Source organism: Thalassococcus lentus, from assembly GCF_028023555.1.
Lineage (GTDB): Bacteria > Pseudomonadota > Alphaproteobacteria > Rhodobacterales > Rhodobacteraceae > Thalassococcus_A > Thalassococcus_A lentus.
Genome location: NZ_JAQIOY010000002.1, coordinates 83,833 through 106,203 on the forward strand (window position 1 = coordinate 83,833; position 22,371 = coordinate 106,203).

The window sequence follows — 22,371 nt, forward strand, 5'->3', positions numbered from 1 at the left end:
CCTCCATGACCGAAAACGAGTTCTCCTTTTCTGACGTTCAATCCGTCTCGGACCGGCTGGCAGCCGAGTCTCTGGTCGTGGATGTGGACGGGTTCGAGGGACCGCTCGATCTGTTGCTGACCATGGCGCGCACCCAGAAGGTGGACCTGCGCAAGATTTCGATCCTTGAGTTGTCCAAGCAATACCTGGGCTTTGTCGAAAAAGCCAAGGAACTGAGGATCGAACTGGCGGCTGACTATCTGGTGATGGCTGCTTGGCTTGCGTTTTTGAAATCTCGCTTGCTGCTGCCGCCAGACCCAACCGAAGAGGGGCCTTCGGGTGAAGAATTGGCGGCGCATCTGGCCTTTCAGCTTGAGCGCCTGCAGGCCATGCGCGAGGCTGCAGCCAAGTTGATGGCCCGCGATCAGCTTGGGCGCGATTTCTTTGCGCGGGGGCTGCCCGAGGAAATGGAACGCGTGCGGCGCGTGACCTACACGGCCACGCTGCTCGATCTGATGCAGGCCTATGCCCGCATTCGCACACGTGACGAATTCAGGCCTTTCGTGATGGACCGCGACAGTGTCTTTACCATGGAGCAGGCACTGGATCGCATGCGCAACATGATCGGTTTTGCCGGGACTTGGACGGATATTCAAAGCTATCTGCCTGACGGCTGGGAAGACGACCCGGTCAAATGGCGTTCGGCCACAGCCGCGACCTTTGCGGCGTCGCTGGAACTGGTCAAGGAAGGCAAGGCCGAGTTGCAGCAGAATGAACTGTTCTCACCCATCATGTTGCGCCGCCGGGAGGATAGCCGTGACTGATACACCACCCGAAGTGCCGCAGGACGAGGACGATAGCCCGCGCGAGTCGCTGTTCGAAGCGCCGCCCATGGCCGAACAGGAACGCATGGTCGAGGCAATCCTTTTTGCGTCTGCCGATCCGGTGTCGGTCAAGGAATTGAACGATCGGATGCCGCATGGCTGCGATGCCGCCGAGGCATTGGTCTATCTGCGCAAACGCTATGAGGGACGGGGCGTGCAGGTGGTCAAGGTTGGCGATGCATGGGCAATCCGAACCGCCGCTGATCTGGGTTTCCTGATGCAGCGCGAAACGGTTGAAACCCGCAAGCTGAGCCGCGCAGCAATCGAGACACTGGCAATTATTTCGTATCATCAACCGGTTACGCGTGCAGAGATCGAGGAAATCCGAGGCGTATCGGTCAGTCGCGGCACTGTGGATCAGTTGCTTGAAATGGAGTGGATCCGCTTTGGGCGTCGCCGGATGACACCCGGCCGCCCGGTAACGTTCGTCGTAACGCAAACGTTCCTCGATCACTTTGGGCTGGAATCGGCGCGCGATTTGCCGGGGCTTGCCGATTTGCGCGCGGCTGGTTTGCTCGAAAGCCGCCCGTTGCCAAGTGGTGTTCCGTCACCGGGTGAAGGTGATCCCGACGCGGATGAAGAGACCGAAGAGGGCCAGAGCGAGCTGTTCGAGGACTGATCGCGCATCGGACCAAGTGCGCGTGCTTGGGTCACATGCCACAAAAATGTGTTGTTCCCGCCGGAAAAACGTCTCGGGTTGTGGTATAGGGTCCGGCAAGCGGACAAGATCCGTAACCATGAGGTAGAGCATGAATTTCAATCAAATCATCAACATGATCACGCGCATGGTTATGCGCCGGGTGATCAACAAGGGCGTGAACGCGGGCATCGACAAGGCGATGGGCGCGGGCAAGGCCAATCAGGATCTCAGCCCCGAAGAGCGCGCGCAAAACCGCGCTGCCCGCAAGCAAGCACGCCAGATGAAGCAAAGCGCCAAGATGGCGCGCCGCATGAGTCGTTTCTGACATCAGAAGACCCGCATGATCACGCCAGTCTTGCCGGATACGGACCTGCGTTCGTAAAAGTGATCCAATAACCGGCAAATTCCCGCCCGGATGTGTTTTGACCGCGCTGCCAATGCCGTATAGTGAACCGGCAATCGGGCAAGGAGCAGGCGCGTGGTTCGCTTCATTTTTTCATTCTTTGGCGCGATCTTTTCGGTCGTGACACTCGGCACGATGATGGTCGCTCTGACCATCGGGGCCGTTTTCTGGATGTATGGCCGTGACTTGCCTAGCCACGAAAGCCTCGCGCAGTATACGCCGCCAACGATCAGCCGGATCTATTCCACCGAAGGGCAGGTCATTGACGAGTTCGCCCAGGAACGCCGTTTGTTCACGCCTGCGGCTGAAATTCCGGACCTGATCAAACAGGCTTTTATCAGCGCGGAAGACAAAAACTTCTATCAGCATCAGGGCTATGACATCCGCGGCATCGCCGCTGCGGCGGTTCAGGCGGTGCAAAGCCGTGGGCGCGACGTGCGTGGTGCTTCGACGATTACACAGCAGGTCATGAAAAACTTCCTGCTGTCTGGTGACCGCCGCGCGGAACGCAAGATCAAGGAAATCATACTGGCCAGCCGCGTTGAAACCGCGCTGAGCAAGGAAAAAATCCTTGAGCTGTATCTGAACGAGATTTTCCTCGGTCAGAATTCCTATGGCGTGACAGCGGCTTCACAGACCTATTTCAACAAGTCGCTGTCCGAACTTGAGCCGCACGAAGCGGCCTTTCTGGCTTCGTTGCCCAAGGCGCCATCGCAGTTCCATCCGGTTCGCCGCAAGGAACGCCTGTTGCAACGCCGGAACTTCGTGCTCGAAGAGATGTTCGAAAATGGCTACATCGACAAGGCAACCTATGATGTCGAGGTCAGCCAGCCGCTGAGATCGGTTCAGAATGGTGATTTCGAACCCTATCAGCGCAGCCTTCCGCCGCGTGACTATTTCACCGACGAAATTCGTCGCCAACTCAGCCGCGACTTTGGCGAAGAGCAGTTCTTTTCCGGCGGGTACAACGTGCGTGCGACGCTTGACCCAGAGATGCAGATCGAAGCAGCCCATGCGCTGCAACGCGCACTAGAGCAATACGACCGCGGTTTGGGCCGCTGGCGTGGCACCGGCAAAAAGATTCCGGTCGAAGCGCTGGCGAGTGAGCAGGAATGGCGGGACGCCTTGCGCAAGGTTGCCGTTGCGCGCGACGTTGATCTGGACAGCAAGTGGCACGTGGCGGTGGTCCGCGAAGTGCGGGACCAGGAACTTTTGCTGGGGATCGAGGGCCTGTCGCTGGATGATCCACGCGGGATGACCGTTCCACGCTCGGACACCAACTGGTTCAGCGGCAACCTCTTTGAAAACTTTTCGCCGGGTGATGTGATCCACATTCGTTCGCGCACCGAAGGCGGACAGCACGTGCGCTGGACCTTGCGGCAGGTGCCGCGTGTGCAGGGTGGTTTCATGGCCATGGACGTGAATACCGGCCGCGTGATCGCGATGCAGGGCGGGTTCAGCTATCAGCATTCGGTATTCAACCGCGCAACGCAGGCCATGCGTCAGCCTGGCTCCAGCTTTAAACCCTTCGTTTTTGCCGCAGCGCTCGACAGTGGCTATACGCCCGCGACGATTGTTGTGGACGCGCCGATTGAGATCAACACGCCGCAGGGCGTATGGCGTCCAAAGAACGCTTCCAACAAATTCTACGGTCCAACACCTTTGCGCACCGGGATCGAACAGTCGCGTAACCTGATGACCATCCGTCTCGCACAGGAAGTGGGCATGGGCGTCATTGCGGACTATGCCGAAAAATTCGGTGTCTATGACAACATGGGCCGTGTGCTTGCGAACGCTTTGGGCTCTGACGAGACGACGTTGTACAAAACCGTGGCGGCTTATGCGATGTTTGCCAATGGCGGCGAACGGGTGCAGCCGACACTGATTGACCGGGTTCAGGATCGTTATGGAAACACGATCTACAGCCACGATGCAGAAGATGGGAACAAGCGGGTCTGCGTGGATTGCGACAACCCGAACCTCGCCGCTGGCCGCAGCCCGCGCATTGTGAACGAACGCGAGCGCGTGATGAACGCGATCACGGCCTATCAGCTGACTTCCATGATGGAAGGCGTGGTTGAGCGCGGCACCGCCAAGAAAACCGTGAACCTGCCAGTCCCGACTGCCGGCAAGACCGGCACAACCAATGACGCCAAGGATGTCTGGTTTGTTGGCTTCACCAGCAATATCGTGGCCGGCTGTTACATCGGTTTTGACACGCCGCGCAGCCTTGGCCGCGGGGCATCCGGTGGCGGCATGTGCGGCCCGGTGTTCACACGCTTTATGCAAAAAGCCGTGCAGAAATACGGTGGCGGTGCCTTTGATGTGCCGGCGGGTTGTGAATTCATCAAGATCGATCGCTTTTCCGGCGCGCGACTGGGTGAAAGCGCATCTGGCCCCAACGTCGTTGCAGAATGCTTCCGCGAAGGGGAGCAGCCGGTCTTTGGCATCCAGTTCGACGGCGGCTTTGCCATGTCGGGCGCTTTCGATCTGATCCGCCCGAACAACAACGGCGCTGCCAAGGAAGTCACCACCTCTTCGGGCAAAAAGGCCATTGTCGGACCAAAAGCCGGATTTGGCTCGCTCAGCTCGGGTGGCCTTTACTGATCACTCTGTGAACCAGCCTGTGCTTGGTGCCTTGCCGCTTGGCGGGGGCCTTGCTATCACGCGGGGCCAGCAGTTCTTTGACAGGATTAACCATGCGCGCAGAAGCCCAGAACAACGTGGACAAGATCGTAAAGTCGCTTGATCTGCTCAAGCAACGGCTTGGCTGGGAAACGGCGCAGCATCGGCTTGAGGAATTCAACGCGCGCGTTGAAGACCCGAACCTGTGGGACGACCCGGCCGCGGCCCAGAAGCTGATGCGCGAGCGTCAGCAGCTGGTGGACGCCATGGAAACCTACACTTCGATCAAACAAGAGCTGGAAGACCAGCAGGAACTGATCGAGCTGGGCGAAATGGAAGAGGACGACGAGATCGTCGCCGAGGCCGAGGATGCGCTGAAGGTGCTTGTGGCCAAGGCCGCCAAGAAAGAACTCGAAGCGCTGCTGGATGGCGAGACGGACGGCAACGATGCCTTCCTTGAAATCAAGTCAGGGGCAGGGGGCACCGAGGCCTGCGATTGGGCCAGCATGCTGGCGCGGATGTATGTTCGCTGGGCCGAAAAGCGCGGTTTCGAGGTCGAGCTTCAGGAAGAAACTCCCGGCACCGAGGCGGGTATCAAATCGGTGACCTATCAGATCAAGGGCAAGAATGCCTATGGCTGGCTGAAATCCGAGAGTGGCACACATCGCCTTGTGCGAATTTCGCCCTTTGGCAAAGGCACGCGCGAGACGTCTTTTGCTGGGGTTGGCGCCTATCCCGTGATCGACGACAACATCGAAATCGAAGTGAACCCCGCTGATATCCGGATCGATACCTACCGGTCTTCGGGCGCAGGCGGACAGCACGTCAACACCACCGACTCGGCGGTTCGGATTACCCACCATCCAACCGGGATCGTGGTGACAAGTTCGGAAAAATCCCAGCACCAGAACCGTGACATCGCCATGAAAGCGCTGAAATCGCGGCTTTACCAGCTGGAGCTGGACCGCCGGAACGCCGAAGTGAACGCTATGCACGAGGCCAAGGGGGATGCAGGCTGGGGCGCGCAGATCCGCTCTTATGTTCTGCAGCCTTATCAGATGGTCAAGGATTTGCGCACCAACCATGAAACCGCCGACACCTCGGGCGTTCTGGATGGGGATCTGGACCCGTTCATGGAAGCTACTCTGGCCATGCAGGTCGCTGGCAAGAGCCGTGCCGAGGCGGGCGCAGAAGACTAAGCGCGACATACCCTGATCAGGTGCGACGTCGCTCGTCCTGCAGCCCTGCGGCTGCATGACCTCGCCCCGCCCACCTTCCCATGTGCCTTTGGGTGCTTTTCCCTTGTGAAGCGCAATCGTGTTTGGCTAGTCTGAAGCCGGAAACGCGCGGGCGACCTGAGGAGGAGAAGGGATGCCCGATACGCCTAAACCTGGTGTGCCGGATTTGGCCACTGCCACTGTGTCGACGCTGCGCGAGGCGCTGAGACGGGGCTGGAGAGACTTCTGCAAGGCGCCGCGTTTCGCGTTGGTCTTTGCGGGTATCTACGTTCTGGGCGGCTGGTTGATGGTCTGGATCACCAACGTCACAGGACAGACCTATTGGCTGGTCTTCGCCGCAATTGGGTTTCCATTGATCGGCCCCTTCGCAGCCGTGGCCTTTTATGATGTCAGCCGCAGGATTGAACAGGGCCGGCCACTGCAGTGGAGCGAAATCGCCAGCGTGGTTCTCAGACAGTCAAAAAGACAGCTGCCATCGATCTGCGCGATCATCATTGTTGTCTTCCTGTTCTGGTTCTTTCTGGCCCACATGATCTTTGCCTTGTTCATGGGGCTGTCCACGATGACCAATGTCTCAAGCTCTTTTGAAATTTACCTGACTTCGAACGGGTTGATGATGCTTGGATTCGGAACCGTGGTCGGCGCCGGATTTGCGACGTTGCTTTACATGATCACGGTCCTGTCTCTGCCGATGTTACTGGACCGTGAAATAGATTTTGTGACCGCGATGATTACGTCATTTCAGTTTGTTCTGAGCAATTGGGTTGTGATGTGCGGATGGGCCGTGTTCATCGCAGCGGCGACCTTTGTGGCGATGATCCCCGGCTTTTTCGGACTTTTGATTGTCTTGCCGGTTCTGGGGCACGCCAGCTGGCATCTCTACGATATGCTGGCCTATGGGCCGGACGCGGGAATGAATGCGGATTTGGCTGGGGCGTGACGGCACGCTCAGACCTCTCGGCCCGCAGCCCTGAGCCGGTCTCGCAGATCGGCTGCGCGGGGATCGCCCAGTTCAAGGGCAAAGACATAGGCGTGGGTCAGATAGAAATAGCAGGCCTCAACCGAGGCAGCCTGATCTGCAGCCTCGATATAAAGCGCGATCAGTGCCGATCGGTCATCATCTTCATGCGCACTGAGCAATCGCGCCTGAAGATCGTTCATTCCGCGGCCTGATTCTGCGCGCGCCATCTGTTTACGCGGCTTGCAACCCAGTCATGAAAGCAATGTGTCGGCCCATCCATGGCAGGGCTGAAGCGTCCGCCATCAAAGCCCGAAGCGTGGCGACCGCGCTGCATGCCTTCAACGACAAAGATGTCTTCTTCGAAGACAAGCTTCCACAACGCGGCATTGCTGGCGCGCAGCTCGGCGTCGGTATCGGGGGTTGGATAGTACAGGTGCACATGCTCAGAGGTGTGGTCCGGGCCTTCGGGCACAAGAATGAGAACAAAGGCATGATCGCGGTGAACGCCCAGCAGAACATTGGGAAAGGCTGCGATGTATTCGGCCGCGGTGTCCCATTTCTCGTCCAGCCCCGCGAAGTCCGGAAAGGTTGTTCCATCCTCACCTTTGAGTTGGCGATAGACCCATGTGCCTTGTCCCGCATAAAGCTCGGGCGCTTCGATATTGTAGTGATCTTCGAGCCGCGAATAGCTGTTCAAACCCGGATGGACCCAAGGCAGGTGATAGCTTTCGCAATAGTTTTCGACGGCCAGTTTCCAATTGGTTTTAACGTCCAGAACAAACCGGCTGTTTTCGCCACCATGGTAAACGGGTTGATCGAATTCGGCCCATCGTTGGATCAGGTCGGCCATGGCTTCTTCGAAGGGCAGGGCGTCACCGCTTACGTTGATCCAGACAACGTCGCGCCAGATGTGGCTGCGTACTTCGATCAGGCCCAATGTCGCGCGGTCGATTGCGTCGTGCGTGTTCTGGCCCGGCCCGCCCACATGGGGCGTCGACACAAGGCGGCCGTCGGTACCATAGCACCACGAATGATAGGGACAGCGAATGGCCCCTTCGATCTTGCGCGGCTCATCCACGAGGATCATGCCGCGATGGCGGCAAATGTTCTGAAAGACCCGCACCGTATCGTCACGCCCCCGCACCAGTAAAAGCGGCATGCCCAGAAACGTTATTGGTTTTGCGTCCCCAATTTCGGGCACATCGGCAGCGACGGCCAGACCGGCCCACTGACTGAACAAGAGCGCGTTGCGTTCTTCGTTAAAGACGGCTGGATCGATGTAGTGGGCGTTGGGCAATCCCTGCGCGCGTTCAACCGGTTGGCGAACCTGTGACAGATCGGTGATGTGCTTGCTCATGACGGCGCTCCTGCGTGAACTGGCTATCACCTTAGCGAGTCGCAAAAGCAAAAGCCGCGCTGGAACGCGACATAGGTTGCCGGAATCCGGCATTGCAGTGATCGATAGAGCCTGAGGTCAGCTGTTACTTGAACGCAGTGCCAATACGCAGAAGATTGCGATGGAAGGGACCAAGGGCGTCTTCTGAGCACATACCCGCGCTTCGGGCTGCGGGCAGAACCTTTTGCGCGTCGCGGCCCAGATATTCATAGACCAAGCGTTCGATCCGGCGTCCGGCCACATCTTCGCGAACCGTGCGGGCGACATAACCCACCCAAAAGTTGTTCTCGAAGGATGGTACGCGGGCCAGATAGTTGAAGGATGCGGTCACGGCGCCCCTGCGGCTGACCAGGACAGCAATCCCGTCCTCTTGGGGCATGACAGCGCCGCGGAACTCTCGGGTCGCGGGATCGGTCGGCAAGCCCTGACTGCGGACGGCTTCCTTCGCTTCGAAGCCGCGCAGGAAGACCTGTTCGTCTTTGCGGAACACATAGACCACACCCTGAACAAAGCGGCTTTCGTCAGCAAAGCTACGACGGGCAAAGCGGTAGAACCCGTTTGGGAAATCGTCTTCGGCCAGAGAACGCGCTTTTGTGCCAACAAAATCCGCAACAGCGGGGTGGTTCAGAAGGCCGCCTGCCGAGTTGCTTATTTCTTGTACAGGTTCGAGCAAAATTCGCGCGTCCACGCGAAAATAGCTGCAAATGCGATGTAAAACGTCCGGTCTGGGGAAACTTTCACCGGCCAGATAGCGATTATACTGAGTCCGATTGATTCCCAACTCGCGGCAAAGTGCGGAAATCGAGACGGCCTGTTGTGACAGCTGACGCAAATTGGCACCGAGCATATTGCGCAATTCGGCCGGACTCGGGTGCCGTTGCGCTTTCTGGTCGTTTTTTGGCCGCATAAAACCCTCACTGGTTGAGTATGTGTACTTTGTTCTCAGCCTTTTTCCAAGACTGTTCGCTTTTTAGATGTTGACTGACGCTTTTTGGCGTCAGTACTGATGCAGTTCCGCGCCAAAGGTGCAAATTTACGGCACAAAAATCAAGGGATAGACGCGGCAATAAGGATGTTTTCCGTGCGGGAAAAATTTCACTTTGGTTAAAACAGCAACCAAAGAGCGCATCATGGAAGAAAGAATGTACGGTGTTGTCCTTTGGACGGACAAACGGCAAGACAATGCGGTGATCTGGTGCGAGGATCATGGAAACCTCGCTTTTTACTCCAGCGCAGAGCAGAGCGCACATCGTGGCACACCGCTTGATGCCGGGGATCTGATCCAGTTCGACCTTCGCGAAGAGAGTGAAATCCGGCGCGCCCGTAACCCAGAGCGGGTCAACGCCAACTACGCCCCGGATCTTGTGTCCAAACTGAAGCCGGCTGGCCAGCCACTCACGGAGGGCAACGTGATCGCGTTTCCCGGCTAGTCTCCCCAGTTGCCTGGGTGGTTCCCCGCGCCCGGGCAGCAAAGACGAGAAAAGGCGCCAGTTCTCTGGCGCCTTTTTCTTTTCGTCAAATTGGAACGGCTTCAGGAGCCGCGAGAGACCGCGGCAACACCAGTGCGGGCGATTTCAATCAGTCCCAATGGGCGCATGATGTCCGCAAACGCATCCACCTTGTCCGGCGTGCCTGTGATTTGAAAGACAAAGCTTTCCAATGTGCTGTCTACGACGTTGGCGCGGAAGATGTCGGCCAGACGCAGCGCTTCGACCCGTTTGTCACCGCTTCCTGACACTTTGACCAGCGCCAGTTCGCGTTCGACCGACTGACCTTCGACCGTCAGGTCATGCACGTCATGGACAGGAACGATCCGGCCAAGCTGCGCTTTGATCTGTTCGATGACCTGAGGTGTGCCAGTGGTGACGATCGTGATGCGGCTCAGATGCCCTTCGTGATCCACTTCGGCGACAGTGAGGCTTTCGATGTTGTATCCGCGACCTGAAAACAGGCCGATCACACGGGCAAGAACGCCAGGTTCATTTTCGACCAGCACAGCCAGTGTATGCCGTTCCTGCATGTCCGAGAAATTGGGACGCAGGTTATAAGCAGAATGCTTGGAGGACCCTTTTTTGATCTGAAGCGCGGACATCGGTTTTTCCCTTGTTTTGCACGTTCCTAGGTAGCGGAACTGCTGCGAAAGGAAAAGACCAAAGCATCTGTGTCTTTTCCGGTTTCAGCAAACATTAGGAACTTGGACGTAACCAAGGGGCTGAGGATCCGCTGGATGGCACATTTCGAAATGCATCAAAGTCAGTTTCTGGACTTCGCCCGCGCCGAGGCAACACGGCTTGGGGCGGCTTTTGCGCATCTTCCGGTTTGGGGATGGGCGACAGACTCCAATTTGATTGTGACTGTGGAAAGTGATCGATTGGAACGCTGGACCGGGATTGCGCCGGAACGGCGAATTGGCAAGCCGCTCTTGGCGGTTGGGCGCGCGATGCGCATGATGGACAGATCGGCCAATGTCGCTGTCTTGGATCGGCTGGCGGATCATGCCGAGGTTGAGCTGACACCGTTTGTCACCGTACTGCATGGCCAGCCGACGGTGATGGCCCTTGCCGCAACGCCTTATTTTGACGAGCAGGGGGCGTTTCTGGGCTATATCGGTCTGACGCTCTGGTTGCGCAAGATCGAACAGATCCTTGGGCAGACGCCAAGTGGCGCCACGCAGGTGTCGCTCTGTACCGATGCAGCGCTGGAAATTCTCGAAAAGAACGCGGTGGCCGCGCAGGATGCACAGGCCTTGTTGCAGGAAATCGTCGACGCCATGGGTGAAGGGCTAATGGTAACGTCGGGAACGGATGTTGAAGACCCGGAGAACAGCATTGTTCTGACCAATCCTGCCTATCGCAGCATGTTTGACCTAAAAGCCAACCAAGCGCGTCCGGGAACGAAACTGAAGGATTTTACGCAAAGCGTTGCCGAAAATGGGATCGCGTTTGAAAACCTTGATGCCGTGGGTGATGTGAACGATGCCTTGGCGCGTGGCGAAAGCGTGCTGATGCGGCTCCATCGCACCAACAGAAGCCTCTATGTGAAGGCAACCCACAGACCCACGGGCGGTTACGTGCTTGTGCACACTGATGTCACCGATCTCGAGGCGCAAAACACGGCATTGCGGGCCGCCCGCGACGCCGCCGAGGTCGCCAATCGGACCAAATCCAACTTTCTGGCAACCATGAGCCACGAATTCCGAACGCCCATGAACGGCATTGTCGGGATGGTCGACCTGTTGGAAGGCACGCAGCTTTGCAAGGAACAACGCGAATACCTCAGAACAATTCGCAGCTCTGCACTGGCGCTGACGTCATTGATCACGGACATTCTGGATTTTTCCAAAATCGAAGCCGGGCATCTGGCGATCCATCCTGAGCCATTCTTGCTGTCTGATATGTTGGACAAGACCGTTGGCATTCTGCAACCACTGGCTCGCCAAAAGGGAATTGACCTGTCCTTGCATACCAGTCCCGGTGTCGCACCAAAGCTGGTCGGGGATGCCTTGCGGTTAAGGCAAATATTGCTGAACCTGATCGGAAACGCGGTGAAATTCACCGAAACTGGCGGTGTATCCTTGTCCGTTAGGCCCAGCAACGCCGGGGCGTTTCAATTCGAGGTTTCAGACACAGGAATTGGAATGGACGCCGAAGAATTGCAGCGGGCGTTTCAACCGTTTGAACAAATCGAATCCGGGTTTCACAGGCAATACGAAGGAACGGGTCTGGGCCTTGCGATTTCGCGCAGATTGGCCGAGGCGATGGGCGGCACTCTGATCGCGACATCCGCACGCGGGCAGGGCAGCCGGTTCGTTCTGGATATCCCGATGGAGATCGGGCAGGGCGCTTCTGATCCCAAAGCGCAGCAAGCACCAGCGGTTGATGCATTGACGGGCTGCCGTGTTTTGGTCGTTGAAGACAATCAAACCAACCAGTTGGTGGTTCGCCGGTTGCTGGAAAAGGCCGGCGCGCAGGTTTCAACCGCCGGAAATGGAAGAGACGCTCTAGAGATTTTGCGAAGGGCTGGCTTTGACGTGGCTTTGATGGATATGTCCATGCCCGTGATGGATGGGCTGACAACCACGCGCGAAATCCGGACGCAGCAAACACAACAGCGGCTTCGCCATCTGCCGGTTATCTGTTTGTCCGGCAATGCGTTCGAACGGGATCGGAATTTGGCCAAAGAGGCCGGCATGGATGACTTTCTGTCCAAGCCGGTGCGGCGCGATGATCTGATCGCTTGCGTGGCCCGCCATTGGTCGGGCGCAAAAACCATCGCTCATTCCGCAAAGAAATAGGCCGGGCGCTGTGCCCGGCCTTGTCGTAGGTTAAACCAGAACGGCGCCTTTGCTGGCGATGGCGTCTTCTGTTGTGTCGTCGCCCAAAAGCATCTTGTTGTGCGGCTCGCCCGATGGGATCATCGGGAAGCAGTTTTCGTGCTTTTCGACCAGACAATCAAAGATGACCGGCCCATCGTAGGCCAGCATTTCCTTGATCGCTTCGTCGAGATCATCGGGGTTGTCGCACAAGATGCCCTTGGCGCCAAAGGCCTCGGCCAGTTTGACGAAATCGGGCAGGGCATCGGACCAGCTGTGCGAGTAGCGGCCGCCATGCAGAAGATCCTGCCATTGGCGCACCATGCCCAGTCGTTCGTTGTTCAGAATGAATTGTTTGACCGGCAAATTGTACTGAACAGCTGTACCCATTTCCTGCATGTTCATCAGCCAGGAGGCTTCACCCGCCACGTTGATGACCAGCGCTTCGGGATGCGCAACCTGAACGCCGATCGACGCGGGGAAGCCGTAGCCCATGGTGCCAAGACCCCCGGAAGTCATCCAGCGGTTCGGGTCTTCAAAGCCAAGATACTGCGCAGCCCACATCTGGTGTTGGCCCACTTCGGTACAGATGTAGCGGTCTGTCCCCTTGGTCAGTGCTTCGAGACGGCTCAGGGCGTGCTGTGGCTTGATGGATTTTTCCGAAGGCTTGAACTTCAGGCAATCAACCCTGCGCCAGTCTTCGATCTGTTTCCACCAACGATCCAGACCTTCGCGGTTCACTTTGCGGCCCCGCGACTTCCAGACCTTGAGGATGTCCTCAAGCACATGGCCGACATCACCAACGATCGGGAAATCGGTCTTGATCACCTTGTTGATCGAACTGGGGTCGATATCCACATGGGCCTTGCGCGAATTGGGGCTGAAAGCATCCAGACGTCCGGTGATCCGGTCATCAAAGCGCGCACCAATGTTGATCATCAGATCGCAGCCATGCATCGCAAGGTTCGCTTCGTACAGCCCGTGCATGCCCAACATGCCCAGCCAGTTCTTGCCAGAAGCAGGATAGGAGCCGAGCCCCATCAGGGTCGAGGTGATCGGAATGCCTGTGGCTTCGACCAGTTCGCGCAGCAATTGGCTGGCACCGGGCCCGGAGTTGATTACGCCGCCACCGGTATAGAAAACCGGGCGTTCGGCCGTCTCCATAGCTTCAACCAGTTGCTCGATTACTGCCATGTCGCCTTTGACCTGCGGCTGGTAGTGGCGCGTGGCTGCCTTTTGCATCGGCTGATAGTCCGCTGACGCGAATTGCACGTCCTTTGGAATGTCGACCAGAACCGGGCCGGGGCGGCCCGAGGTCGAGACATGGAACGCCTCGTGGATCGTCGCCGACAGCTTTTCGGTCTCTTTCACCAGCCAGTTGTGTTTGGTGCAGGGCCGGGTGATTCCAACGGTGTCCGCTTCCTGAAAGGCGTCCGAGCCGATCATGAATGTCGGAACCTGACCTGTCAGAACAACAATCGGAATGCTGTCCATCAGCGCATCGGTCAATCCGGTCACGGCGTTCGTCGCACCCGGGCCGGATGTCACCAGCACGACACCGGGCTTTCCGGTTGCGCGCGCATAACCCTCGGCGGCGTGAACTGCGCCTTGCTCATGGCGCACCAAGAAGTGTTTGATTTCGTTTTGCTGAAACAGCTCGTCATAAATCGGTAGGACGGCACCGCCGGGATATCCGAATACCGTGTCCACACCCTGATCCTTCAGGGCTTGAACTACCATTTTCGCTCCGGTCATCTGACGTGTCATCGCTGTTCTCCGTTTACGACACTACATTTTGGTCTTGTTCGTTTTGCGCAAAAAAAAGCCCCCGGTCACTTGGGCGGGGGCGCATGGGGTCCGGTCAGGTTACCGCTACCGGTCCATACGCCTGGTTCCTACAATGACGACTAGCGGGAAAATCATGTCCCAAAGGCTCCTATCTACGCGCGAGGACATTATTGCGGGCTTTTCGGAGCGTCAACAGCGCCAATGAAAAAAGTTGTCGGTCAGGGCGAATTTCTTTTCGAAAATTGCGCAATCGGGATTTTCGGGCTCTGTGCCGGTTTGGCGAAACTTTGCCGCTTTGGCGATTGTTCGCCCGATTGCAACAACTGCGCGCGGCTTCGTGATTTGTATATGATCGGACCTTGCGTCAAAATCCCAAGCATTGGTTCAGAGGCGAAGGAGTACGCCATGACACGCCACATATTTTTTCGTGACTTCACGTTGTGCAAGGCCGGTTTGCTGGCTGCTTTGATGGGGCTGGCTGCTTTGATGGGGCTGGCTGTCTTCAGCGGCTCAGACACAGATCGGTTTGCGGCAAGCACTATTCAGGATCAGGCTGAGCAGGACAAAGCCAAGGTTCTGCCCGCGGTTCTGGGCGCTGACGAAAAGTCTGGCTGCAAAAGCTGTCTGGGCACCGACATTTGAAATTCTGACTGGCGCAAGGTCTGATCTTCAGACGTTTGCGCCCGTTCCTTGCAGGACGCCATGCTCCAACGCGTAGCGCGTCAGGCCAGCGGTCGTGCTGATCCCCAGCTTGCGCTTGATGTTCTTGCGGTGCGTTTCGACCGTGCGGACCGAAATATCCAGCGTCAACGCCACTTCCTTGTTGGAATGCCCCTGCGCCAGTTGCAGCAGGATGGTCTGTTCCCGTGTCGTCAGTTGATCGCGCACGGATTCAGACGGGATCAGGGCCCCCTCGGCACCGGTACACAGATACCTTTCTCCGCGCATCACCGCATCAATGGCCTGTTTGATTTCTTCTGTGGGCACGTCTTTCAACACGTATCCGCGGGCACCGTGGCTCATCGCGGTTGAGATGTATTCCGGGGTGTCATGCATCGACAAAACCAGAATGCGTGTTTCGGGCGCCTGTTCGAGGATCATCTCGGTTGCCGATAAACCGCCCAGACCGGGCATGTTGATGTCCATCAGGATCACGTCCGGAGCCAGCGTGTTCAACTGGTCTATCATCTGCTGACCGTCCGACAATGTCGCCAGAACTTCGATGTCATCATAACTTTCCAGAATGGCTTCGATGCCCTCGGCGACCATCGGGTGATCGTCGACCACAACGACTCGGATTGTCTTTGTCATGCTTGCACCTTCTTGGCAGGGCTGTTCTGGGGCGCGGCTTTGTCACCTTTTTCGGGTGGCAGCAAATGCGACAGGGGAACCTGCGCTTCGATAACCGTTCCGGATCTGGAAGACAGCACGCGCAACGTACCGCCCAGCTGTTCCATCCGCTCTTGCATATTGCGCAGACCAATCCCGGGTGAGGGATGACGTCTGTTGGTTTCAATCCCTTGCCCGTCGTCGGAAATGCGCAGGGTTGCACCGGTTCGGTGCCCACGCAGATCAATCTGGACACTTGATGCGCCGGAATGCCGTTCCACGTTTGTCAGCGCTTCCTGAGCGATCCGGTACAGCGCGATCTTTGCGTCCTGATCCAGACGGTTGCGAAAAACAACCGTGTTGAAGCCTGTATCGATACCAGTGCGTTGGCGGAAATCGTCAGTCAGAGCCTTCAGGGCAGGGCCGAGACCCAAATCGTCCAGAACCCCCGGACGCAGATCGCGGCTGATGCGGCGCACTTCGTTGATGGCCATCGACAAGTTGCCGATGCCTTTGTCCAGTGTTTCGCCCGCGCGCACGTCTCCGGCTTCGACGCGGCGCCGGGTTATGTCCAGAGCATATTTGATGCCCACGAGGATTTGGCTGATCCCATCGTGCAGCTCGCGTGCAACGCGCCCGCGTTCCTGTTCTTGCGTATCAAAGACACGCTGGGTCAGCTCTTTCAGCTTTGCGTCGGCCAGTCGGCGTTCGCGGATGTTCAGGAACAGGCCGGACAGGAACACAACCAAAAGCGCCGCGAGTGTAATGATACTGATATAGAAAAACGTCTGCTGCACCCGCGTTTCCACCTCGGCGCGGGTTGCCGCGACAGAAGCCAGTACGTCGTCGATGAAAACGCCGGTTCCAACCGCCCAACGCCATGATGGGAAGGAGGTGATGTAGGTGATCATCCGGCCTTCTTCGCCGGTCGAAGGTTTGGGCCAAAGGTGTTCGACGTAGCCTGCACCAGAGCGCGCGGTAAAGATGAATTCCTGAACAACGGCAGTGCCTTCGCTGTCCTGCAGGTTCCACCAGTTCCTGTTGATCATCTCAGTTTGGCGCGGAGACACGATGTTGTTTCCGTCGTAGTCGTAGACAAAGAAAAAGCCTTCGTCGCCATAGATCATGGCTGCGAGGATTTGCTGAACCGTTTCCTTTGAAGCCTCGTCCTCGGGCGATGCTGAACCGTAGATGAAATAGAACCCGTTCCGCGCCTGCGTGAGGTAGTTGCGTAGCTCGCGCTTCTTGGCTTCAATGAGCTGGGTTTCGAGACTGCGGATTTCCCGTTCGGCCAGCGCACGAGACTGAGCGGCCACAAGCAGCGCAATGGCCGATGCCGCCAGAATCAGCGGCACCGAGGCCAGAAGAAAAAGCTTCTGCCCATAAGTCAGCCTTAGTCGGTCAAACAACACGCTCATGCGCCTTAGCTAGCCCGAAGATCGGGCCAGAGGCAAATCCAGAGCGTTTTTGTGGGCTTCGACAATTGGATTTGAAGTGCGATCCGGCCCCTTGGATCTTGGCGGCCTGCCAAAAAACTGTGTTTCTGAGTTGTGTTTGGGGTTTGCTCAGCGATTTTCGAGCGTCAAATCGAGGTCCTTTCGATCGCCTGAAGGCTGGGCGTGATGGGGCGACGAATCATCGATTCGAAACAGGCGAATCTGTGGTCTGCCGTGCAATGATTTAGCCTAAATGCATGAAATGTGAGCGTTAACAGTACGATCAAACTATACGCATTTGTCCGTTTTTCGCGCTTAACTCCGTAGCAGTGGGTATTTCATTACGTAGGGGGCGCGACTACGCTTTGCGCACTTTAACCGATCCGCGCGGGGGTATGCCCCGTCGCACGACCATATCTGGGAGGATACACATGGATCGTCGTTCTTTTCTAAAAGCATCCACGGTTGGCGCAGGCGCCGCAGCGGCTTCGTCGCTGGCAGCACCGGCCTATGCGCAGGGCAAGCGTTCGCTGACCATGGTCACATCGTGGCCGCGCGGCTTTGCCGTTCTGGATGACGCGGCTACGCTGCTGGAAGAATATGTTGCCGGTATTTCCGATGGTGAACTGACCATCGACAAGAAAGCGCCGGGCGAACTGGTTGGCGCACTGGAAGTGTTTGACGCCGTTTCGTCGGGTCAGGCTGACATGTACCACTCGGCTGATTACTACTTCATCGGTCAGCACCCGGGCTATGCCTACTTCACAGCTGTTCCATTCGGTGGCACAGCACAGGAAGTCACCAACTGGTACCACCACGGTGGCGGTCAGGAACTGCACGACGAGCTGGGCCAGATCTTCAACCTGAAGGGCCTGCTGGCTGGTAACTCCGGTTCGCAGTCCGGTGGCTGGTTCCGCAAGGAAATCAATTCGGCTGACGACTTCAACGGCCTCAAGTTCCGTATGCCTGGCCTCGGCGGTAAGGTTCTGGGCAAACTGGGCGCATCCGTTCAGAACATCCCGGGCGGTGAACTGTATCAGGCGCTGTCGTCTGGTGCTCTGGACGGTCTGGAGTGGGTTGGCCCAATGGCTGACGAACGCGCCGGCTTCCAGGAAGTTGCCAAGATCTACTACACTGCGGGCTTCCACGAGCCAGGTTCGGCTCTGGCATCTTCGGTCAACCTCGACGTCTGGAATGACCTGAGCGACAAGCACAAGAACATCCTGAACGTTGCATCGCAGGCTGTTACACACTTCCAGCTGGCTCAGACACTGGCCAACAACGGTGCCGCTCTGGCCCGTCTGCAGGCACAGGGCGTCAAGACGCTTCAGTTCTCCGACGATGTATGGGACGCCTTCGGCCGTGCCTCTGCAGAAGTCATGGACGAGAACATGGGCGACGAAATCTTCGCCAAGATCCGCAAGTCCTTCGAAGAAAGCCTCGCGAACTCCGCGGCGTGGATTCAGAAGTCGGACGGCTACTACGTCGAGCAGCGCGTACGCGTGCTGGGCGGCTAAGCTTCCCGCGAAAACACTGCGAAAGGCTCCCCTGTGGGGGCCTTTCACTTTATCAAGATGAATGTCCGTCCGGCACTGTAGGCAGAGACCTATGGGTGTGCGGACAACTTTGGGGGACATAATGGAAGAAGACGCCGCAAACGGGCTTGGTTCCTGGATCCTTTGGATCGCTGAGAACCTCGCGCTGTCCATCTACAACATCGGATATGCGCTGACACATCCGTCGGCCTGGCTGGACTGGATCACCTGGAACAACACCACCGAAGACAAAGCATCGATCATGCGGGTCGTGTACTACGGCGCTTCGGTCGAGTTCTTCTTTGCCGCCTTTACCGTTTTCCTGTTGATTTTCATCGTGGGTGTCTGGCGCAACAATTTCCTGTGGGGCGTGGTTCGCGCGCTTGAAGGATTGGCCAACACGGTTGGTCGCTTTGCTGCCTGGGCCGGCCTGTTCATGGTCTTGCAGCAGGTCATCATCGTTTTCATGCAGCGGATTTTTACACGACCCGACATCTCGATCGGTTTCGGTATTCCACTGCAGTTCGACATTTCCTGGTTCGCCGAAGAACTGAAGCTTTTCAATGCCATGGTCGTGTGCCTGTGCCTGACATACACCTTCGTCCAAGGCGGACACGTGCGCGTCGATCTGGTTTACTCGGCCGTGTCTCACCGTGCCAAGCGCGTGATCGATATGGTCGGTTCAATGATCTTCATGCTTCCCATGGCGGTTCTGGTGTGGATGTACACATGGTTCTTCATGTGGCGTTCGCTGATCGTGCCTCCGGTGGCACCAACAGACCCGCTGCAGCGGCTTGAACTCAAAGCCCGCGCGGTGCGCTGGAACGTCGAAACCATCGGGTTCAGCCCGAACGGGTTCACAGGGTATTTCCTGTTCAAGATCCTGATGATCATCATGGTCGGAATGATCTTTATCCACGCATGGGCGTTCTTCTATCGCTCGTACCTGGAGTGGAAAGAGGGCCCCGAATCCGAGGGCAAATATCTGGACAAAGACGTGCTCGAGCAGGGTGAAGAACCCTACGATCACGCGGAATTCTGAGGGGCAGGAATATGATTTTCGGATTGGATGGGGTCGAAATCGGCCTGATCATCGTCTTTCTCATGCTGTTTTCGGCAATCCTGTCAGGCTTTCCGGTGGCCTTTGCCATCGGCGGAGCAGGGGTTCTGTCGTTCGGCATCATCACGGCTCTGGACAGCGCAGGATTGCTGATACACCAGGCCATCGACACTGGCTCGGACGCCTATCAGGCCTTGCTGGCCGATGGGGTCGCGGCCAAGGGCATATCCGTCTTTACGCATCCGGACTTACCCAGGATTGCCACGGACTCGATCTTCCCAGACGGGGATGCCGCCAACGCCATGAAGCGCGTGATCGCAGGCATCACAAACCGGATCAACGAACGCGTTATCGCCGGTCAGTCCATCGAAACACTTTTGGCTGTTTTGATGTTTGTTCTGATGGGCATCGTGCTTGAACGCTCCAAGATCGCGAACGACCTTCTGACCACGATGGCGCGGGTCTTTGGCCCACTGCCGGGCGGTCTGGCTGTTTCGATCGTTGTTGTGGGTGCGTTCCTTGCGGCCTCTACCGGGATCGTGGGTGCGACGGTTGTAACTATGGGCTTGCTGGCGCTTCCGACCATGCTTCGAAACAACTACTCGCCGGAATTGGCGACCGGCGTTATCGCGGCTTCGGGTACGCTTGGGCAGATCATCCCGCCTTCAATCGTGATTGTTCTGCTGGGCACGCTTGCCGGGGATTTGTACTCTGCCGCGCAAGAAGAGCGCGCCCAGTTGGAAGGTTGCACAGACGCGCTGACCTATCTGGGTGAACCGGCTGTTCTGTCGGTCGGTACCTTGTTCCAGGCGGCGCTATTGCCGGGTATCCTGCTGGCCGGTCTTTATGCGGCCTATGCCTTTGGCTTTGCGATGCTGAACCCGTCCAAGGCCCCCGCGGTTGAGCTGGGATCGGCAAACAACGAACCTGTGACCCGGTCCGAAGCCTTCACCTGGTATCTTGGTGTGCCGGTGGCTCTTATCGCCGGTGCGTTGTTGTTTGGTCAGGTCAACATCGTTGGTACTCAGAACACCACGGTTTCGAGCTTCTCTGACCTGGGTGAAGGCGCGAGCCTGCGTACCAACGTGTCAGAGCAGTGTCAGGCCTCGATGATCGAGCTGCACGGCCAGTCCGCTTGGGACACGGCAATGGAAGAGCAGGCGGCAATCGAAGCTTCTGGTGGCCAGCAGGAAAGCGTGCGCCGCTCGCCGGAAGAAATCGAACAGATCCGTGCCGACATGGTCAGCAACGCCGCCCCAATCGGGATCGGTATCGCGGTTCTGTCGGTCATCTTTGGCCTGATCTTGTCGTTCGCTCGGGGCGTGTCCCCATCGTCGGATCCGCGTCCATTGTTGATCGGTGCGGCTGGTATCGTGCTTGGCTGTCTTGTGGATATCATGCTGATAGGGCCGCTTACATCTGCCTCTGGTACTGTTGCGATGATGCTCATTCCATGGGCCATGACGGTCTTTGGGTGCTATCACGCGATGATGCGACTGGCGCAAAACGAACTGCTGCGCGTGGTCTTCCCGCCGTTGATCCTGATCATTGCCGTTCTTGGCTCGATCCTTGGCGGGATCACGAACCCGACGCCTGCAGCGGCACTGGGTGCGGCGGGCGCCATTATGCTGGCGGCTTATCGCAAGCTGAAGGACGAAGATAAATCGCCCAAGGTGATCATCTGGTCCACTCTGGCGGTTGTTCTGCTGATCCTTGTCGGGATCAACTTTGACCTTCGGATCAACACTGAAGAGGTCAGCGCCGAAAGCTGGGTGGCGTTCTTCTTTGCCAACGCGCTGTATCTCTATGCGCTCTTCGGGCTGTTGTTCTCGTGCTGGGTTCTGTACCGGTCCGGGGTTCTAACGCCGGCGGTACGGGAAACGGCCAAGGTGACGAGTATGGTCTTCACCATTCTCATTGCCTCGCAGTTGTTGAATCTCGTGGTGATCTCCTTTGGTGGCGAACACTACATCCAGCAGTTCCTGCGGAGCTTTGAGAACCCGGCCACGGCCTTCATCATCGTGATGATCATCCTGTTTATTCTGGGCTTCGTGCTCGACTTCCTGGAGATCATCTACATCGTTGTGCCAATCGTCGGTCCGGTTATCTACGGTGCGCATTTTGATCCAAAGTGGGTCACGATCATGATCGCGGTGAACCTGCAGACCTCGTTCCTCACGCCGCCCTTTGGCTTCGCGTTGTTCTACCTTCGCGGTGTGGCGCCCAAAGAGGTGACCACCGGGCATATCTATCGCGGGGTTATTCCCTTCGTGCTGATCCAGGTGGTTGGTCTGCTGATCCTGTGGTTCTTCCCCGGGATTGTGACGATCGTTCCCGATCTGATGCCCTGATACGGGGTTGACTGGATGATACAATCAGGGGCTGTCCGCTAGGGCAGCCCTTTTCAACTGTGGCACAAGTGCCAGTATCCCTAAGAAAATACACACCTAAAAGGCGAGTTCGGAATCTTTTAGGTTGCTTTGCGCCGACTGCGGGATAGCGTTGAAAAAAAGAGCAGATCAGGCAAGCACACATGGCATCAACCCGAGCGGAAGCGCTGGCGCGTTATGCGCGCACCAAGCGTGTGAATGACGTGACTTTGGTTCGCAAGCATCAAGACGGTGAAGGCTGGGACAGCGGCTTTGACGACTGGCTTGGCCCATTTCATGAACAGGACCGTTATTCGTTAGCCATTGATGCTGGCTATGTTTTGCGTGCCGCAATCCTGATCACAGGTTGTCTGACAATGACACCGGCACTGCCGTATCTGCTGGGCTAATCAGTG

20 protein-coding genes are annotated in these 22,371 nt (G+C 57.3%); 13 read left to right on the plus strand and 7 right to left on the minus strand.

What is annotated here, in order from left to right; genetic code table 11:
* Positions 1-5 precede the first annotated feature (5 nt).
* The 6 genes from PFY00_RS05535 to PFY00_RS05560 all read left to right on the plus strand — a co-directional run bounded on the left by PFY00_RS05535 (position 6) and on the right by PFY00_RS05560 (position 6,709).
* On the plus strand, positions 6-803 hold the full coding sequence (locus tag PFY00_RS05535; RefSeq protein ID WP_271431541.1) for a segregation and condensation protein A: 798 nt from the start codon (positions 6-8) through the stop codon (positions 801-803).
* Positions 804-870: 67 nt separating this feature from the next.
* Positions 871-1,482: an SMC-Scp complex subunit ScpB gene (gene scpB / locus PFY00_RS05540; protein WP_271432206.1), complete on the plus strand. Its 612-nt coding sequence runs from the start codon at positions 871-873 to the stop codon at positions 1,480-1,482.
* A 130-nt stretch (positions 1,483-1,612) separates the two neighbouring features.
* Entirely contained in the window at positions 1,613-1,828 is a 216-nt protein-coding gene (locus tag PFY00_RS05545) for a hypothetical protein (RefSeq protein WP_271431542.1), read from the plus strand.
* Positions 1,829-1,981: 153 nt separating this feature from the next.
* On the plus strand, positions 1,982-4,513 hold the full coding sequence (locus tag PFY00_RS05550) for a penicillin-binding protein 1A (protein ID WP_271431543.1): 2,532 nt from the start codon (positions 1,982-1,984) through the stop codon (positions 4,511-4,513).
* A gap of 92 nt (positions 4,514-4,605) precedes the next feature.
* Positions 4,606-5,730, plus strand: coding sequence for a peptide chain release factor 2 (gene prfB / locus PFY00_RS05555; protein ID WP_271431544.1), 1,125 nt, complete (start codon positions 4,606-4,608; stop codon positions 5,728-5,730).
* A gap of 172 nt (positions 5,731-5,902) precedes the next feature.
* A complete protein-coding gene (locus PFY00_RS05560; protein ID WP_271431545.1) occupies positions 5,903-6,709 on the plus strand; it encodes a DUF2189 domain-containing protein in 807 nt (268 codons plus the stop codon).
* Between the two features lie 8 nt (positions 6,710-6,717).
* Here PFY00_RS05560 and PFY00_RS05565 read toward each other — a convergent pair whose 3' ends face one another.
* The 3 genes from PFY00_RS05565 to PFY00_RS05575 all read right to left on the minus strand — a co-directional run bounded on the left by PFY00_RS05565 (position 6,718) and on the right by PFY00_RS05575 (position 8,973).
* Complete coding sequence (locus PFY00_RS05565) at positions 6,718-6,930, minus strand: hypothetical protein (RefSeq protein WP_271431546.1); 213 nt, start codon at positions 6,928-6,930, stop codon at positions 6,718-6,720.
* Positions 6,927-8,087, minus strand: a complete 1,161-nt coding sequence (locus tag PFY00_RS05570; RefSeq protein WP_271431547.1) for an aromatic ring-hydroxylating oxygenase subunit alpha — start codon at positions 8,085-8,087, stop codon at positions 6,927-6,929. Before PFY00_RS05570 ends, PFY00_RS05565 begins: the two co-directional genes overlap by 4 nt.
* Before the next feature lie 124 nt (positions 8,088-8,211).
* Complete coding sequence (locus PFY00_RS05575) at positions 8,212-8,973, minus strand: helix-turn-helix domain-containing protein (RefSeq protein ID WP_271431548.1); 762 nt, start codon at positions 8,971-8,973, stop codon at positions 8,212-8,214.
* Positions 8,974-9,256: 283 nt separating this feature from the next.
* Here PFY00_RS05575 and PFY00_RS05580 point away from each other — a divergent pair, with 283 nt between their 5' ends.
* Positions 9,257-9,556, plus strand: coding sequence for a hypothetical protein (locus PFY00_RS05580; RefSeq protein WP_271431549.1), 300 nt, complete (start codon positions 9,257-9,259; stop codon positions 9,554-9,556).
* 101 nt (positions 9,557-9,657) lie between these two features.
* On the opposite strand, the gene ilvN is transcribed toward PFY00_RS05580, so the two are convergent.
* On the minus strand, positions 9,658-10,218 hold the full coding sequence (gene ilvN / locus PFY00_RS05585) for an acetolactate synthase small subunit (RefSeq protein WP_271431550.1): 561 nt from the start codon (positions 10,216-10,218) through the stop codon (positions 9,658-9,660).
* Between the two features lie 135 nt (positions 10,219-10,353).
* Between ilvN and PFY00_RS05590 the strand changes: the two genes are divergently transcribed.
* Positions 10,354-12,420, plus strand: coding sequence for an ATP-binding protein (locus PFY00_RS05590; RefSeq protein ID WP_271431551.1), 2,067 nt, complete (start codon positions 10,354-10,356; stop codon positions 12,418-12,420).
* Between the two features lie 30 nt (positions 12,421-12,450).
* Here PFY00_RS05590 and PFY00_RS05595 read toward each other — a convergent pair whose 3' ends face one another.
* Positions 12,451-14,205, minus strand: a complete 1,755-nt coding sequence (locus PFY00_RS05595) for an acetolactate synthase 3 large subunit (RefSeq protein WP_271431552.1) — start codon at positions 14,203-14,205, stop codon at positions 12,451-12,453.
* Between the two features lie 426 nt (positions 14,206-14,631).
* Between PFY00_RS05595 and PFY00_RS05600 the strand changes: the two genes are divergently transcribed.
* Positions 14,632-14,868, plus strand: a complete 237-nt coding sequence (locus tag PFY00_RS05600) for a hypothetical protein (RefSeq protein WP_271431553.1) — start codon at positions 14,632-14,634, stop codon at positions 14,866-14,868.
* 27 nt (positions 14,869-14,895) lie between these two features.
* Here PFY00_RS05600 and PFY00_RS05605 read toward each other — a convergent pair whose 3' ends face one another.
* Both PFY00_RS05605 and PFY00_RS05610 read right to left on the minus strand, forming a co-directional pair.
* Positions 14,896-15,537: a response regulator transcription factor gene (locus PFY00_RS05605; protein ID WP_271431554.1), complete on the minus strand. Its 642-nt coding sequence runs from the start codon at positions 15,535-15,537 to the stop codon at positions 14,896-14,898.
* The gene (locus PFY00_RS05610; protein WP_271431555.1) at positions 15,534-16,973 is read right to left on the minus strand and encodes a cache domain-containing protein; all 1,440 of its coding nucleotides are present in this window, start codon (positions 16,971-16,973) and stop codon (positions 15,534-15,536) included. Before PFY00_RS05610 ends, PFY00_RS05605 begins: the two co-directional genes overlap by 4 nt.
* 449 nt (positions 16,974-17,422) lie before the next feature.
* On the opposite strand from PFY00_RS05610, the gene PFY00_RS05615 reads away from it, so the two are divergent.
* The 4 genes from PFY00_RS05615 (at position 17,423) to PFY00_RS05630 (ending at position 22,365) form a co-directional block, all read left to right on the plus strand.
* The gene (locus PFY00_RS05615) at positions 17,423-18,508 is read left to right on the plus strand and encodes a TRAP transporter substrate-binding protein (protein WP_271431556.1); all 1,086 of its coding nucleotides are present in this window, start codon (positions 17,423-17,425) and stop codon (positions 18,506-18,508) included.
* Positions 18,509-18,629: 121 nt separating this feature from the next.
* Entirely contained in the window at positions 18,630-19,568 is a 939-nt protein-coding gene (locus PFY00_RS05620; RefSeq protein ID WP_271431557.1) for a TRAP transporter small permease subunit, read from the plus strand.
* A gap of 11 nt (positions 19,569-19,579) precedes the next feature.
* Positions 19,580-21,937: a TRAP transporter large permease gene (locus PFY00_RS05625; RefSeq protein ID WP_271431558.1), complete on the plus strand. Its 2,358-nt coding sequence runs from the start codon at positions 19,580-19,582 to the stop codon at positions 21,935-21,937.
* Positions 21,938-22,119: 182 nt separating this feature from the next.
* A complete protein-coding gene (locus PFY00_RS05630; protein WP_271431559.1) occupies positions 22,120-22,365 on the plus strand; it encodes a hypothetical protein in 246 nt (81 codons plus the stop codon).
* The last annotated feature ends 6 nt before the right edge of the window (positions 22,366-22,371 follow it).

What these genes read in the sequence shown, in the direction of transcription:
- PFY00_RS05535 (WP_271431541.1), top strand. Translation starts at nt 6, where the DNA reads ATGACCGAAAACGAGTTCTCCTTTTCTGACGTTCAATCCGTCTCGGAC.
- scpB (WP_271432206.1), top strand. Translation starts at nt 871, where the DNA reads ATGGCCGAACAGGAACGCATGGTCGAGGCAATCCTTTTTGCGTCTGCC.
- PFY00_RS05545 (WP_271431542.1), top strand. Translation starts at nt 1,613, where the DNA reads ATGAATTTCAATCAAATCATCAACATGATCACGCGCATGGTTATGCGC.
- prfB (WP_271431544.1), top strand. Translation starts at nt 4,606, where the DNA reads ATGCGCGCAGAAGCCCAGAACAACGTGGACAAGATCGTAAAGTCGCTT.
- PFY00_RS05560 (WP_271431545.1), top strand. Translation starts at nt 5,903, where the DNA reads ATGCCCGATACGCCTAAACCTGGTGTGCCGGATTTGGCCACTGCCACT.
- PFY00_RS05565 (WP_271431546.1), bottom strand. Translation starts at nt 6,930, where the DNA reads ATGAACGATCTTCAGGCGCGATTGCTCAGTGCGCATGAAGATGATGAC.
- PFY00_RS05570 (WP_271431547.1), bottom strand. Translation starts at nt 8,087, where the DNA reads ATGAGCAAGCACATCACCGATCTGTCACAGGTTCGCCAACCGGTTGAA.
- PFY00_RS05575 (WP_271431548.1), bottom strand. Translation starts at nt 8,973, where the DNA reads ATGCTCGGTGCCAATTTGCGTCAGCTGTCACAACAGGCCGTCTCGATT.
- PFY00_RS05580 (WP_271431549.1), top strand. Translation starts at nt 9,257, where the DNA reads ATGGAAGAAAGAATGTACGGTGTTGTCCTTTGGACGGACAAACGGCAA.
- ilvN (WP_271431550.1), bottom strand. Translation starts at nt 10,218, where the DNA reads ATGTCCGCGCTTCAGATCAAAAAAGGGTCCTCCAAGCATTCTGCTTAT.
- PFY00_RS05590 (WP_271431551.1), top strand. Translation starts at nt 10,354, where the DNA reads ATGGCACATTTCGAAATGCATCAAAGTCAGTTTCTGGACTTCGCCCGC.
- PFY00_RS05595 (WP_271431552.1), bottom strand. Translation starts at nt 14,205, where the DNA reads ATGACACGTCAGATGACCGGAGCGAAAATGGTAGTTCAAGCCCTGAAG.
- PFY00_RS05600 (WP_271431553.1), top strand. Translation starts at nt 14,632, where the DNA reads ATGACACGCCACATATTTTTTCGTGACTTCACGTTGTGCAAGGCCGGT.
- PFY00_RS05605 (WP_271431554.1), bottom strand. Translation starts at nt 15,537, where the DNA reads ATGACAAAGACAATCCGAGTCGTTGTGGTCGACGATCACCCGATGGTC.
- PFY00_RS05610 (WP_271431555.1), bottom strand. Translation starts at nt 16,973, where the DNA reads ATGAGCGTGTTGTTTGACCGACTAAGGCTGACTTATGGGCAGAAGCTT.
- PFY00_RS05615 (WP_271431556.1), top strand. Translation starts at nt 17,423, where the DNA reads ATGGATCGTCGTTCTTTTCTAAAAGCATCCACGGTTGGCGCAGGCGCC.
- PFY00_RS05620 (WP_271431557.1), top strand. Translation starts at nt 18,630, where the DNA reads ATGGAAGAAGACGCCGCAAACGGGCTTGGTTCCTGGATCCTTTGGATC.
- PFY00_RS05625 (WP_271431558.1), top strand. Translation starts at nt 19,580, where the DNA reads ATGATTTTCGGATTGGATGGGGTCGAAATCGGCCTGATCATCGTCTTT.
- PFY00_RS05630 (WP_271431559.1), top strand. Translation starts at nt 22,120, where the DNA reads ATGGCATCAACCCGAGCGGAAGCGCTGGCGCGTTATGCGCGCACCAAG.